Source organism: Methanosarcina sp. UBA5 (genome assembly GCF_002505485.1).
In the GTDB taxonomy this organism is placed as follows: domain Archaea; phylum Halobacteriota; class Methanosarcinia; order Methanosarcinales; family Methanosarcinaceae; genus Methanosarcina.
This window is the reverse complement of record NZ_DAVG01000115.1, coordinates 1-13,205: the sequence shown is the minus strand read 5'-3', so window position 1 is coordinate 13,205 and position 13,205 is coordinate 1. Positions and strand designations below refer to the sequence as shown.

Genomic DNA, 13,205 nt, shown 5'->3' with positions numbered 1-13,205 from the left:
CATAGTAGTTTACGCTGCATAGAGGGGCGCTTTAGGAGTGACTGAAAGGAACGGGCCATACTCTCCCATTCTGCAGGGCACTCTCTAAAGATAATCCGTAAGTACGACTTCTGCTTCTTCTTCCGTTTCAGCGAATTCTCCAACCCTTTGTAATGTTAGACTGTGTGCCTATTCTACAAATGTGTTGTAAGCTATTGATTCTTACCTAATAAGGAAAGTAATTAAGCAATTCCGGACAGTTCTTTTATCCTGGCCTGGCAGGTATCAATCAATAATTATAAGCTTACAATAAACACAAAAACGCGCCCTTAAATATTCAAGTCTGCACAGAAAGCCTTACTGTCTAAAGATAACCTATGAAGTGCAGGCAGGATTTCCAGAAAACGCATAGCGTACTACAAACGCGCCCGCTATTGGTTTAGTAGTTGCCTATGTGTTTCTTAATATTATTTTCTGCTACCGTATACACTGCCATTCAGAAACCTGCGTATTCCTATAGTTTCCGAAATGATCGGGCAAACAGAAGCATAGCAAAGGGCAGTAACCATAAATTCAATAAGTTGCAGCTGCTCAACTTCCTTAATAATTTATTGTGCTCCTGGGTACACCCACACTTTTATATACGGGTACACCCATAGTATATATTGCGACATATCACTACGAAGGAGCATACAACAAATGGCATTCAAAAATATAAACACAGCGACTAATCAAATCTTAGGGAGAGTAGCAGGTACACAGCATCATTCCTGGGGCATCAGGAACCCTGCAAGAAGCGAAGGACGATCTATTTATTCTCGCCCTATGGAGTTCGAAGAATGGTTCAATAGGGGCCTAAAGGTGTATGAATCAAGGGGCTGGAAGTTTAAGTTCCTGGATCTCATCACAGTACAAGTGACTCTACCCGATGGAAGAAAAGGGAAAAGGTCTATTGAAGATTTCCATGACGAATGGCAGCAGGATTATTGCACACAATTTCCATCCTGTGCCTAATCTTTTTAAAGATGTGATTTTATGAAATGTCCTAAATGTGAGCAAGAGACTTTGTACAGTGCATATATCAGAATAGAATATCCGTCTGAAGGTGGAAAGAGAAAACGAACTAATAAGGCATTCGGGTACATGTGCATAAACCCTGAGTGTGATTACTGTATCAAATCCAAACCGGATGACAGCGGCCCTGAAAAATGAAGGGCCTGATATTTGAATCCTTATTTCCTACGGTTAAAAGCTGTTCTGCACTTCGCGGAACATGTTTCTTTTTTTGAGTTTGAAGTCTCAAAGGTTTCTCCGCAGTTTTTGCAGATCTTTTCTATTATGCCCTTGCGTTCTCGCGCCTCTCCTGGCGTGCTGGCTGGCTTCTCTGTGGGCACATGGGCATTTACCTTAATCTCTTCTGTGCTGGCCTCTAATCGCCTGTACTCAAATCTTGGGATGCCCTGGGATGTAATGGGATATCTTCAGGGAAAGAGACTGCTGCACTGTGTGCGGAGGTGCGAGAGCATGTTGTACATACACACTGATACACTGCTGCATATCTTATGTAGTGGCCTTATGCTAATGATATATCATATATACATGTGGTACATCTCGTTTATAGTAGTGTATATGCATGTATAGGAATAGTAATAGTAATAGAAATAGTACATATAACTATTATTATATAATACTCTTTATATTAATATAATAATATCTATTGTTATCGTTTGTTATTATAAAACTATTATTATATAATACATTATATTATTATAGTGCTGTCATATATAAATAAGTATTATTATTATACATTAAGTATTATTATATATATTGTATATTAACTATTAATAGTTATTAGTTGACTATTAATATACATTATATATTATTATATATTGTTGTATTATATATACATCTGTTTATATATGTATATCATGTATGTTGTTCTCGATTACATTGATGTAAACAATAGTGTTCTTTAATATTATTTATTTAACATTAAATAAATATCAGGAGACGTAAATACACCACTGATAAAAATAATTTCTCTTTTGAATAAATGATGAGTGTACAGGTCAAAAGATTCGATCAAATTCAAACCAAGACCGGAGCAAGATATTAATACTGTATATTGAATGGTGGTAAAATTTTACATAAGAGAAAAAGGAAGTTTAGGAAGTTTCATAAAGTCCAATGAACTTGGTATTAATAAGCTTTATTATTGCGCCTTCTGTTATTATCCTTCTCTTCTCCGGACATTCCCGTGCCCACATATAAACCGTGTACTTCTTCCGGCTCCCTATAAGAAACTGGAAACAATTGAGTTTATATATTCTAAGGTTTATTACACTGACTGATGGCTAAAATTTTATCACAATTACGAAAAGCAATAAAAAAGGCATGTAAAAAGCCTAAAAGAGCGAAGCTAAAACCCCCTAGAACGTAAAAGGTAGATATTATATATTCTGATAGTTATTAAGTGTTAAAAAAGAATTTTTGAGGATACTCAGAATTGAGTTCCGAGTACCCACTCCTCAGAATTTTTAACCACCACACTTTTTGCATGCTTCATAACCTGCCTTTTCAGCCTCTGTTCGACTGCTAAATGTAATAAGATTTTCCGATTTAATTTTTTTAACATAACTGCATCCTGCTGAATGATATTTATTAGATTCTGAGCTTGCATATATTAATTTGCTGTCGGTATTAATTATGCTTGATGTCGTTGTAGATTTCGTTTTTGAGTTTTCATAATTAGCTTCACTGTTCGTGTTAGTTGTATCTGATGTCGTTGCAGTCTTTGAATCCGATATTGTAACGACTATATCTGTTTTTCCTGTTGATGAATAGTAATTTCCTGTGCCCAGTCCAGTTCCATCCTTTAACATTGCAACAGCATTTACACTAGGATCATTTGTTATTCCTGATTCTTTTGCAATCGATCGAGAGAATATTAGTATATCAGCTAGGTCACTTTCAAGTTTATCTTTGCTGGGAGTAAAATCAAGATAATAAGTGACCGAGACCAGTCCAGTTGAAGACGAGTCTTTAGGTGAAATATACATAACTTCAATTTCATTCGAGCCAGAATATTCTTTAACTATTCCACTTAATTCATTTTTCTTAGCTTCAGAAAGCTGCATTGTTGATCCTGATATCTGAGTCTCTCCGGATACTGAGTTTTCTTCCAATCCAGAAGTTTCTTCAGTTTCCTCAGCTTCTTGTTTTTTAAGGGCTTCTTGATATTCCTTTTCGATTGAATCTTTCTCTTCGTTTTTTCCTATTAAATCTTCAGGCTCTGGAGTTACTTCAGGTTCCGGACTATCTGCTATCTTTTTTGGAGTGTCGGCTTTAACCTCCGGAGTTTCAGATGCAACTGACTCTTCCGTGCTGTTGTTCACTATCAGAGTCTCAGATGCAATTGGATCAGAAATGGTATTTTCTGTAGGCTCGACAGGATCTGCTGTGACACCCATTGCAATTAGCAAGCAAAAAACAGCAATAACTCTTAGAGGAGTAGACAATGACATTTGTATTTTACTCTCTATAGGATCTGCAATTGCAGGAGTTAATATAACGCCTATCAGAAACGAAAATACTGCGGGAAGAATATCTCCAGAAAAAAGGGAAGATACTCCTACTAGTAAAAAAAGGACACCAATAACATATCGAACAATACCTTTTAATATACCAGTCTTTTTTTGTTTATATTCCACCATGCTACCACATATGGAAGATCTTTTCACGCTCCTATAAACCTTGTTATTTATTTTTGCTCATTTGATAATAAAAATGGTTCCGTTGCAAAAAATCTGGCTATTTTACAAAACCAGTGAAAAACATCACAAAACACACTAAACTATCACCAAAACTTCCACCACGGTTTATTCTCGGTTGTCTCAGGCAATAGCTTCATGTTCAACTTACTGTTTTCTTGTATTAAGCTTTGAATATGAACAGCTTGCTTTTGTGTGGCTTCATTAAGCTGTGTTATCTGTTCATCCTTTTTTTCCAGTTGTGTACTCATTGAGTCTACCTGCTTGCTTAGGTCTTGAATTCTATTTGCCTTTTCCTCCAAGAGTAATTTAAGTCCTTCAACCTGGGCCGCGAGTCTTGGGATCTCTTGGGATAAATTGGGATTTTCTTGGGATATGTTGAGAATATTCTTAAAAGCTGCAGTTATGGCAGCCGTTTGATTTTGATAATTCAGCGCTTCTATTTTATCCCATAAATCTTCTGGTATCCAGCATTGAATTTTCTTATAACCCTCATGATCATTAGTAACCATAAATCCCAATATATCCCAATTGATATAAATCAATATCTTGGGATAGTTTGGGATCTACTGGGATATTCACATAATAGGAAAAGATAGAGTAATTGAATTATAGGCTGTATGATTTACTAGGGCTTACAGAGAGGCCTTGTATTAAGTTAATAGAAGTATTCCGGTGGATTTTTTTGACTTTAACATAGGCATGACCTTATACAGCCTTAGAATAAGACAGTTCTATAGGTATTGATTATACATATTTAGGAAGTTAAAAGGGATGACAAGAGCCTTTAAACTTTTTTGCTCTTCAAATATTCTGACATTCCTGAATCATTATCAAAATATTAAGTGCTTATGCGATAAAAATTCGGAATATTTATTATCTCCTGTTTTAAAATAAATGAATATTACAAATAATAGAGGAGCTTTCACCATGGAAAAAAATGAGAATATCGGAGCCTGGGCAAAATTTAACTTGCGAGGTATTGAGAGAGTTTTGGAAGGAGAAGAAATAATTGACGCTATTAGTGGTCTCGTAGATAGAACTATGGCAGGAGTAAAACAAAAGGAAGAAACGGGTGCTTTAGTATTAGCTCCTACACGTGTTATTTTATACCATAACAAAATGTTCTTAAAAGGACATTCTTCTATAGACTTCCCTTTAACTAGAATTAGTAGTGTTGAATTAAATTCGGGTATGATACAGGCAGATGTCAAAATTCAATCAGGTAGTGATTTACTAATAATAAAAAAAGCAACAAAAAAAGACGCGGAGAGGTTCACAAAGAATTTGAAGTCGAAGATTTCTAATGTAAATAATCCGAATATAAATATTCAGAATTCTCCGACATCACAAACTCATCTTGCACCTCAAACTTCTAACGTTGATATAGCAGATCAAATCAAAAAACTTGCTGACTTGAAAGCTCAGGGCTTTTTAACAGAAGAAGAATTTACTGCACAGAAAAAAAAGCTTCTAGGGTTATGATTAGACAGTTAAAACAAATACAAGAGCCTTTAACAGCTCTCGTATAGATAAATAAGTTTAGCATTGACAATCTCAATAACTGATCTTTCAGGAATCATAGTCCTGTCCTCTGGCCGTTCGGATACCTGGGAATACATGAAAAAATGATGGTGCTTAACAAACCCTTTATCCTTCAAATACTTCAAAGTCTGCTGGCTCATCTTCCTGGTCATGTCCCTGGAAATGGCTCTGTAATCATCCTCAATGATAGGTATAAGCAGCCTGGGTTCAGGACTCACCTTGAAATGTTCCTCAGTCTGAACTCCGGTAGATCCATTGAGATATTGCGGATTACATGTCGGCTTCTTGGGCCGTCCAGCAGGCATATCAGGGCCTTCCCTCAAGCTCTGCAAGAGCCTTCATGCTCTCTTCCAGTGGTATTGATTCATCCATGACTTTCTGTATAACCTTCTGCTTCTCAGCAACCTGCTCAAGCCTCTGCCTGGCAAACTGCAAAGCTCTCCTTTTTTCCTCCTCCTTCATTTCGGCACGCTTCACCTCTGCTTCCTCAAACCGTTTCTGGGCCTTCTGTCTCTCGATCACAGACTTAACATTAAAAGCACAATCAACAGACGATAAGTAAAAATTGAACCCTGGCTCAGTGATGTAAATCAGCTTCATCTGATGCACAATGAGATTCTTAGTTTCAGAGTCCAGCTCGAAATCCCCAATAAAGACCAGTGCGGAACCAATCGGATAACGTCTATTCATCAGGTACTCGTTCAAGTCCTCTCTTGTTATGAAAAAGGCATCATCCGAAGTGACAGCAGGCATGTCTATAAACTCAAGCATACAGAAAGAATATCTGCCTGATCCATCCGGATCTTCACCGCAAGACCTGGCAATGATCACATCAAAGGTTCTGTTCGTATCGTTCCATATCCTTGAAGTGCACTTGCTACAGACGGCAGGGGCCGAATTCCCACGACTTCGCCACTGATGCCCGCAGCGTCCACAAATACAATCATGTGTTATTTCGTCATACATATTATCTTTTTCCTGCGATTTTTCAGCAATGTTTGCTATATAATAATTCATAAATGGTCATACTATAAGAGGCAAATCACTGAAACTGGAATCTCAGTTACGGCAAAAACATTGTAAAAAATTTGCACAGAAACTGTAGACAAACCCGCAAGATACCGAACATAATAAAAGGCATCGGCTGCCTTGAAACGTTAACGGAAATCTATATATATCTGATCCCTTTTATTGTTAATCAGTAATAAAAAGACTAAGGCAAATCCCAAAAGTCAAAACTGAAGCGTCAAAAACTTCTCTTCTGTCTTCTGTGGTGCTGTACCTTATCTTTTTTTATTTCAACAGCATGAGGAGAAGGTTTTAAAAAACGATATTGATTGCCTCTCCTCTTATCACCAATCACGCTTAACAGCCTTTGAGGAGGGACTTTTCGCTGTTCTTTCAGTCCTTCCCTCTTTCTTGCCAATTATAACAACCCTTTTATATTTCAACTCTTATTCTATTAATTGCATCCTTGAAACATATGCGAAACTCTACTGAAACAGCTTTCCCTCTTTGCCTATCGTGATGGAGTGACTGCGGGGGAAAGCGTTATCAGCCTAACGTTTACCCATCTCTTCCAGAGGGGTTGAAGGGGGCTTGTTCTGCGTGTTTTTCCTCTCCTTTAACCCCTCAGCAATCATAGCAGGATTCTATTTTTATAGTTCAACCTTCTAGTGTTTTTAACAAACAAAACCTCATGAGGTATATCGAAATGACATTAGAAGAAGCAATTGCAAATGTTGAAAACAGTATTAAAGAATTGAAAGACTTCCTTGTACAGGAAGGGATTTTAGTCGCAAACCCTGATGATGAAAATGGTGCATTAGTCCAGAACCAAAATCCTGAAGCTATTGCAGCATTCAACGCGAGAAGGTTCCTGGATATTCGGCTTTAAGTGAGGCGGGGCCTATGGCAAAGGACAAACAGCTTTACGATTCTGTAGCTCCCATTGATGAGCAAATCCTCAATATTGAGCAAGCTGCAAAGGCTTTAGAAGAATCGGTTAATGATTCAATGATTGCTCTCAATGCTTCTATTGCTGCACTCAGGAAGAGTTTAACAAGCAGGGAGCTGGTGGTCACCCCAAGGCAGTTTGCAAACCAGCAAGAGCAAGAAACGTATAAAGAGATAAGGCTCTAAACAGGAGCTTCTGTTTTTAAGAAAAGTGTTTATTGAGTAACTTAAATCAAATGCAAAAAGGTTTTAAAGCCCTGGGAATCATTTTCCCAATAAGCTTTAAGGATGTATCTCTTTTCTATTAGCGTTCAATCCTGGGCCTCTCTGTAGGTCTCAGTAGACATTAACCCTGGCTTTTATTCTATCCTAGCATTACCTCTGAGTGTGCAACATCCACAACTAAACGCCACTCCTGCGGGGATTGATAAAAGGATAACTGGGATTCCAGTTAAGCAAAAAAGAGGAAGATAGCAGGAACCGGAGTTCCTTGCTGAACTGTTTACTCTGGAAGCTTCAGGCTGCTTTTAGGTGCAAGTTTTGCTAGTATTTCAGCCCTGATTTTGTCAGCATCTTTCTTATCTGACTTGGTTTCGTAGTTCATATTGACGTTCTGAGAAGTCATGTTAACCTGGGAAGTCTTTCCATAGTCGCTGCTGAATCTCCTCTCAAGCATGAAGAATGCTGCCTTTGGATCATGTTTCATAGAGGCTTTAACACTCTGCAAACATTCAGAAAGTAATTCACATTCACTAATTTTTACAGAATTATAGAAGTTCAGATATGGCTGCGCTTGATCCTGTTTTGCTTTCCTGAACCACAAGTATAATGTGTCCTCTGAGATGCCCAATCCGGCTGCAAGTTGGGAGTACGTGAACCCTTCCCTGATTAGTTCCACTGCCTTTGCTGTAAGTTCTGGAGTACATTTTGTCCGTTTTTTACTCATGTTAACTTTATTTATTGACATTTACTATAAAAAGGTAATGTGGAGTCCGATGCTGTTTTTGGTGTGAATCTTCCGTGTAATAAAGCGCAAATGGGGGAAAAGATTTCGAAACCCTCGTTCCCTCTAATGCGTTTTAAAACCTTTAGGAAGTGGGGCAGCAGGGAATTTGATTAATCCAATGGCTACTGTGTAAGATTCTTTCAAATTTGTAGGATGAGCAACGCCCTAGCGGGCTACTGGTACGCCATTCCTGCGGGGGCTAAACAGTAAATAGGGTTCTGGCGTAGGAGGTGCGCGAGGAGCGAAGCGGGCCATAGACATACAGATTTGATCTAACCTTATGAAACGCTATCTATAGATAACTTGATTATTTATACTCAAATCGGCCTTTTTAAATTCCTTCAATTCCTTCACTTTTTTATCAAATCGAGGCTTATGGAGAAAAAAAAACGATGTTTTTTGTAAGAAGTTAACTGTGTAAAAAAAGATGTAATTTTTTTTTCTGTATGGCTGTGAGTATTCCAAAAAAACGCAGGAATTGAAGGAATAAAAACTTATAAAGCTTGTCTATTATTAGACAGAGAAAGAGAAAAGAGTAAGAAGAGAAGGAAGATTCAGTTAATAGAATCTACCTTGTACTTCTGTCCTGCTTCGTTCATCTTGAAAGCGAAAGGACAAACGAATACAGTGCCTTGATATCTTCCTGATTTAGTGAATGCTAAACCGTCCCACTTCTTAGTATTAACATCATACCACGCTACACCTGAAGTAAAGGACTTAACCGTTTTAAGCCTCTTGGTTTCTGGTATGCTGTTATCGTTACACCAAAGGATAAAGGACTTAAAAAGGGCATCTCTATCAATGTATTGCACGCTCTCAGGAGTGCTAAAGGTGCAGGCTTCAAGGTATTGAAATACAGGGTCTGAGTTCGAAAACCATTTCTCTCTAACCTCTCCGGAATCGCTTGTTACAAGAAGCTTGTTATCTTGATGTACCTTTATTACTGTTTCAATAATTTTAAGAAGAAATCCTTCCTGCACTTCCTGCGTGAATTCTCTATCATAGAACTGTGTATCAGTCTCAAAACGGTTACTAAATTCTACGAATTCCCAACGCTCCCAAAAGGCAGCATCCTTTTTAATCTGCTCTGACAGCATAGGCGCATTATTGCAGGTGTAAAGCTGTACATTTGTAAGAATGGCGGGGTAAGGTTGCTTTCCTTTCCTTTCTATTTCATGTTCGAAGCTTCCTGTTAAGTTCTTGAACTTCCCGCAATCGCTCATAGGCAACTCGCCTAAGTCGTCATAGACATTAAAGAGCCTGCCTTCAAAGCTTGCAAGCTTAAACCTGTTGTTCGTTAGTTCCTGCAAAGATACATGACTAAACTGATCATGTCCTATAGTCCTGAATAAGAGTTCAAGGAAAGAGCTTTTACCCGCGTTTGTGTGACCTTGCAGAAGGTGCGCTTTCTTAAATGGTGCGTGTCCTAGTGCTTGGAGTATGGCCTGTGCAGGTATCTGATAAAGTGGGGCTGCATCTCCGTCATACTGCTTTAAAAGCTTCTCTATTCTTTCAGTGCTGGCCTCTGGGTTATAGGCTGTATCAATCTTATAGTTGAATTTGTACTCAGGAGAGAAGTCTAAACGCTTTACAGTTCCCTCTACCCAATCAATCTTTACTATTCCGTTTTGTACTGGTATGAGATTTGAGTACTTATTGAAAGGGTATTCTGTGATATCTTCAGAGAACTCTATACAGTGCAGGACTTGAACAGAAAGATCTGTTTCCCTTCCGGTATAGTTTATCTCTCTGAGTAGTGCGCTAAGTTCTGTTTTGATCTTGCTTTCTCCCTCTTTGTAAATCCCATCATCATAAACATAGAACTTTGATTTATAGACAAAAGCGTTAAGCTTCTCCTTTAGATAGTCGGCTATGTTCTGTATTATGGGCCTTACTTCAAACCTCTCTAAGTTCTTAAGCCATACCTTCTCGTATAGTTCCGTTAATTCTCCTTGCTCTTCCTGGTCTTCCTGGGCGGCCTGTCTTATAACTTCCCTCTTCTGTCGTGCTTTGCGTTCTTTGAGAGCTTCCTTAATAACTCCCTTTGCTTGTGGGATAGTTAAAACAAAGGCTTTCCTTACGTCCTCTTCTACAAAAATCTTCCACTCTTCTGTATCCATGTCCTCTAAATCTTCATAAATGAACTTCCGGAAAGCTCTTAATCTGTCTAGGGGTTTGGTGGGAATATGTGTTACTCTTAACTTACATTCCCATATATCAAGAGGTTCAATAATGTCGCTCAGATCGCCTATAGTAGATGCTTGCAATTCTATGTTGTTTATTGAATTCATGTTTTTTACCTTCTTTAAACTGTGGCGGAAAAGCATGATACTGCAAGCTATTTGCATGATACTGCAAGCGAAAACCTTTAAATATGATAGAATAGTACTATAGTATGGTGTTATATAGTACTGATAGCTTTTTGCTTGAGTGTCGAGGCTGCGAAACTTGCAGGTTTCCCGCCTAACATTCCTTTTGTTTAAGTTTTTAAACAGTCAATGGTCTTCTGCATCCTTCAATGATGCTCAAGACTTCTTCAAGTTTTTTATAATCTGTGCAGAAATCACCATCAAAAGAACCTGCATATCTATTTTGAAGGTTTGTTCTTGTGATAAGTTCCGTTCTTTCTTGGTCGGATAGGCGGGCCTTACCACTGAGTTCTGATATCCTGCGCCAATTCAGATTTATTAATCTTTCTTCTCTGTTTTGCATTTGTTAACCTCTATGTTGTGTTTTCTTTCCTTGTTCCAATAAGGACTATGACACCATCTACAGGTCTTTGGTAGTGGTCGATCTGGGTATCTCTGTTCCCATTCCTTATTGCATCTGTTGCAGTGTAACACTTTTACAGTTTTTGTTCTGAATTCTTCGGACTGCATATAAAGTACTATTGCGTCATGCCATATAAACTTAATGGATTTAATAGTGGCATCCGTTGCGGATTCTTAACCGTTAAGATATCTTAACCGTTGACAATTCTCAACCGTTGAGAAATCTCAACCAGTTTAAAAAGTTATACAGTTACCTTGAGTTCCGGTAGAGACTGAAAAGACTATACTACTATATTGAATTAAATGATATCATATAATATAATATAATATAATTAGAAAAACGATATATAGAGACTAAAAATTGAGCACTTCTTAAAATCAGGGGGTTAACAGAAAATAGCAGTGAAGTTGACAATAAAAAGAAAAAAAATTATAAAGTAAGTTTGGATTTAACAAAATCCCTTATCTCGTCAATGTCTGGAATTCCTTCTTCCATTTTCAGGAAGCTTTCAAGTTCTTTATAAGTAATGGAACCTTCAGGCACTAGACCGAGAGCACTTTCCAGTAAATACTTTTTGTTGGGAACATCCTTTCTTACATCTCTTTTAATCAGGTGAAGGCGCTTTACCATTACGTCTATAGTGCTTTCCAGGTTCGCTCTTGCTTCCTTTTCTGCTTCCTGTCTCATTTCAAGCTCTTTGATTTCATTAAGTAAGGCTTGCTTTCTCTCCAGAGCTTCCTGGATCGTGAGTTCTTCTTTATCTACCAGGGCCTGTATTTCTTCCAGCTTCAAGCCTACAGGGGTTTTAGTTTTCGTCAGGATTCGCGATCCAAGCCGGTACGCTTCAGAGTGTGTGTGTCCTGTGGCCTCTAAAAGTAGCATTTGTTCAGGAGTATCTCTTACTAAAGTAGCTTCCATGAAAACCTTATTAGGGTTCCTGGGTCTCCCTCTCTTCCTTTTGTCGGTCATAGTTAGACCATCGAGCAAGACAGGGCGGTTAAAAATCCAGCATGGAAAGTTCTATTAAGTAGAATAGCATAGTTTCTCATGTCAATATTCTCCTTTAAAGGGGGATTCTCTGGGGCTCAGGCGTGGCGGCCTTAGCCTCAATCAATCTTATTTTCTCATGATCTTCTGTTCTTTGTGTGGGTTTTGCGCTGTCGTGGTTCTAAATATTTTCTGCTCCCACAATTAGGACAAACCTTTGGCAAAACCTCTGTTCTGGGCTGCCAAACATGGCTACAATGAGTACATCTTATGAGCCTCACTTCTTTTGTTATGAAATGTTTTGCCTCAGTTGACATAAAACCTTATACACCTTATAGATATATAAGCTTATCCAAATTTATATTAGTGTTAAAAAGATACTAAAATATTTAAATTTTTAATAAAGTCTTACCTACTGGAAATCTGCCTGAAATATAACTACTTTTAAGGGTTACTGTTGTTGATTTTAATATCCATAAAAAAGCACCTGGGCCAATAGTTAACTGCTTTTCTATATGCTTTTAAGTTCTTTATATTCCTTTAAATCTAATTCTAAGCACAGATAGAACTTAGACACACACAAAGCAGGGCAAAAATACACAATCTCGCTATGTGCAATAAAGCGTTTATAGCGTGTGGTTTTTCGCATATATTTTAAAGATCTATGCAGAACAAGCAGGTATATAAAATTAAGGAAGTAGTAAACAGTACAAAGAGGTTAAGGAAAACAGAAAGGAAAGCAACTTCACCGATTTTATTTATACAGTTAAAAACAGTTAGGAGCCTCGGCCCTGTGCTCTATAGTAACACAGAGCCATTTAGATGAGATACCAATACATCCATTAAGTTCTATGTTTAAAGTCCTTATGCTGAATCGTGGCTTACTGAGAAGCTCATCACTGAGATAATATCATAATCCTGGTATACTTGCCTGGTAGAAAAGAAAAGCTCTTAGAAATGCTTAGGATTAGAAGGGCTTAAGCTTCCTGTCAAGTGTCCGGAGTTGTCCCTGGGAATCCTGGCAGGTTGAACTTCACATTTACACTATATAAAGGCTTTTACTTTTTGATACCTATCATTTCGTACTGTGAGCTTTCAGTCCTTAATCCTGGATATGTGCAGGGAAGGAACCCGAACATATAGATTTTACAAGCAGGCTTTCCGGTAGGCTGCATAGTAGTTTACGCTGC

General features: G+C 37.9%; 16 protein-coding genes. 6 read left to right on the top strand and 10 right to left on the bottom strand.

What is annotated here, in order from left to right; translation table 11 throughout:
- Positions 1-678 precede the first annotated feature (678 nt).
- From BP621_RS14795 to BP621_RS14785, 3 genes are read left to right on the top strand one after another with little or no spacing between them, the layout of a single operon-like run.
- Complete coding sequence (locus BP621_RS14795; protein WP_292391322.1) at positions 679-993, top strand: hypothetical protein; 315 nt, start codon at positions 679-681, stop codon at positions 991-993.
- 21 nt (positions 994-1,014) lie between these two features.
- Entirely contained in the window at positions 1,015-1,191 is a 177-nt protein-coding gene (locus tag BP621_RS14790; RefSeq protein ID WP_292391320.1) for a hypothetical protein, read from the top strand.
- 12 nt (positions 1,192-1,203) lie between these two features.
- Positions 1,204-1,620: a hypothetical protein gene (locus BP621_RS14785; RefSeq protein WP_292391319.1), complete on the top strand. Its 417-nt coding sequence runs from the start codon at positions 1,204-1,206 to the stop codon at positions 1,618-1,620.
- Between the two features lie 896 nt (positions 1,621-2,516).
- On the opposite strand, the gene BP621_RS14780 is transcribed toward BP621_RS14785, so the two are convergent.
- Together BP621_RS14780 and BP621_RS14775 are read right to left on the bottom strand one after the other, a co-directional pair.
- Positions 2,517-3,692 carry an Ada metal-binding domain-containing protein gene (locus tag BP621_RS14780; protein WP_292391317.1) on the bottom strand — a complete coding sequence of 392 codons (1,176 nt, stop codon included), beginning with the start codon at positions 3,690-3,692 and terminating at the stop codon, positions 2,517-2,519.
- A gap of 143 nt (positions 3,693-3,835) precedes the next feature.
- Positions 3,836-4,261, bottom strand: a complete 426-nt coding sequence (locus BP621_RS14775) for a hypothetical protein (protein ID WP_292391316.1) — start codon at positions 4,259-4,261, stop codon at positions 3,836-3,838.
- A 418-nt stretch (positions 4,262-4,679) separates the two neighbouring features.
- Here BP621_RS14775 and BP621_RS14770 point away from each other — a divergent pair, with 418 nt between their 5' ends.
- Positions 4,680-5,234 (top strand): PH domain-containing protein, encoded by a 555-nt coding sequence (locus BP621_RS14770; protein ID WP_292391315.1) that lies wholly within the window; start codon positions 4,680-4,682, stop codon positions 5,232-5,234.
- Positions 5,235-5,263: 29 nt separating this feature from the next.
- Here the strand turns inward: BP621_RS14770 and BP621_RS14765 are convergent, their stop codons facing one another.
- The 3 genes from BP621_RS14765 to BP621_RS14755 form a co-directional block, all read right to left on the bottom strand.
- Entirely contained in the window at positions 5,264-5,599 is a 336-nt protein-coding gene (locus tag BP621_RS14765) for a hypothetical protein (protein ID WP_292391314.1), read from the bottom strand.
- A gap of 1 nt (position 5,600) precedes the next feature.
- Positions 5,601-6,260: a hypothetical protein gene (locus BP621_RS14760; protein WP_292391313.1), complete on the bottom strand. Its 660-nt coding sequence runs from the start codon at positions 6,258-6,260 to the stop codon at positions 5,601-5,603.
- Positions 6,261-6,540: 280 nt separating this feature from the next.
- Positions 6,541-6,720, bottom strand: a complete 180-nt coding sequence (locus BP621_RS14755) for a hypothetical protein (RefSeq protein ID WP_292391312.1) — start codon at positions 6,718-6,720, stop codon at positions 6,541-6,543.
- Positions 6,721-7,008: 288 nt separating this feature from the next.
- Between BP621_RS14755 and BP621_RS14750 the strand changes: the two genes are divergently transcribed.
- Both BP621_RS14750 and BP621_RS14745 read left to right on the top strand, forming a co-directional pair.
- On the top strand, positions 7,009-7,191 hold the full coding sequence (locus tag BP621_RS14750; protein WP_292391311.1) for a hypothetical protein: 183 nt from the start codon (positions 7,009-7,011) through the stop codon (positions 7,189-7,191).
- 14 nt (positions 7,192-7,205) lie between these two features.
- A complete protein-coding gene (locus BP621_RS14745; RefSeq protein ID WP_292391309.1) occupies positions 7,206-7,436 on the top strand; it encodes a hypothetical protein in 231 nt (76 codons plus the stop codon).
- A gap of 316 nt (positions 7,437-7,752) precedes the next feature.
- Here the strand turns inward: BP621_RS14745 and BP621_RS14740 are convergent, their stop codons facing one another.
- From BP621_RS14740 to BP621_RS17265, 5 genes are all read right to left on the bottom strand, one after another.
- Positions 7,753-8,196: a transposase gene (locus BP621_RS14740; protein WP_292391307.1), complete on the bottom strand. Its 444-nt coding sequence runs from the start codon at positions 8,194-8,196 to the stop codon at positions 7,753-7,755.
- A 614-nt stretch (positions 8,197-8,810) separates the two neighbouring features.
- Positions 8,811-10,547: a DNA primase family protein gene (locus BP621_RS14735; protein WP_292391305.1), complete on the bottom strand. Its 1,737-nt coding sequence runs from the start codon at positions 10,545-10,547 to the stop codon at positions 8,811-8,813.
- A gap of 196 nt (positions 10,548-10,743) precedes the next feature.
- Positions 10,744-10,968: a hypothetical protein gene (locus tag BP621_RS14730; protein ID WP_292391304.1), complete on the bottom strand. Its 225-nt coding sequence runs from the start codon at positions 10,966-10,968 to the stop codon at positions 10,744-10,746.
- 489 nt (positions 10,969-11,457) lie between these two features.
- Positions 11,458-11,997, bottom strand: coding sequence for a hypothetical protein (locus BP621_RS14725; RefSeq protein ID WP_292391303.1), 540 nt, complete (start codon positions 11,995-11,997; stop codon positions 11,458-11,460).
- A 155-nt stretch (positions 11,998-12,152) separates the two neighbouring features.
- Positions 12,153-12,332, bottom strand: a complete 180-nt coding sequence (locus BP621_RS17265; protein ID WP_394339316.1) for an OapC/ArvC family zinc-ribbon domain-containing protein — start codon at positions 12,330-12,332, stop codon at positions 12,153-12,155.
- Between the last annotated feature and the right edge of the window lie 873 nt (positions 12,333-13,205).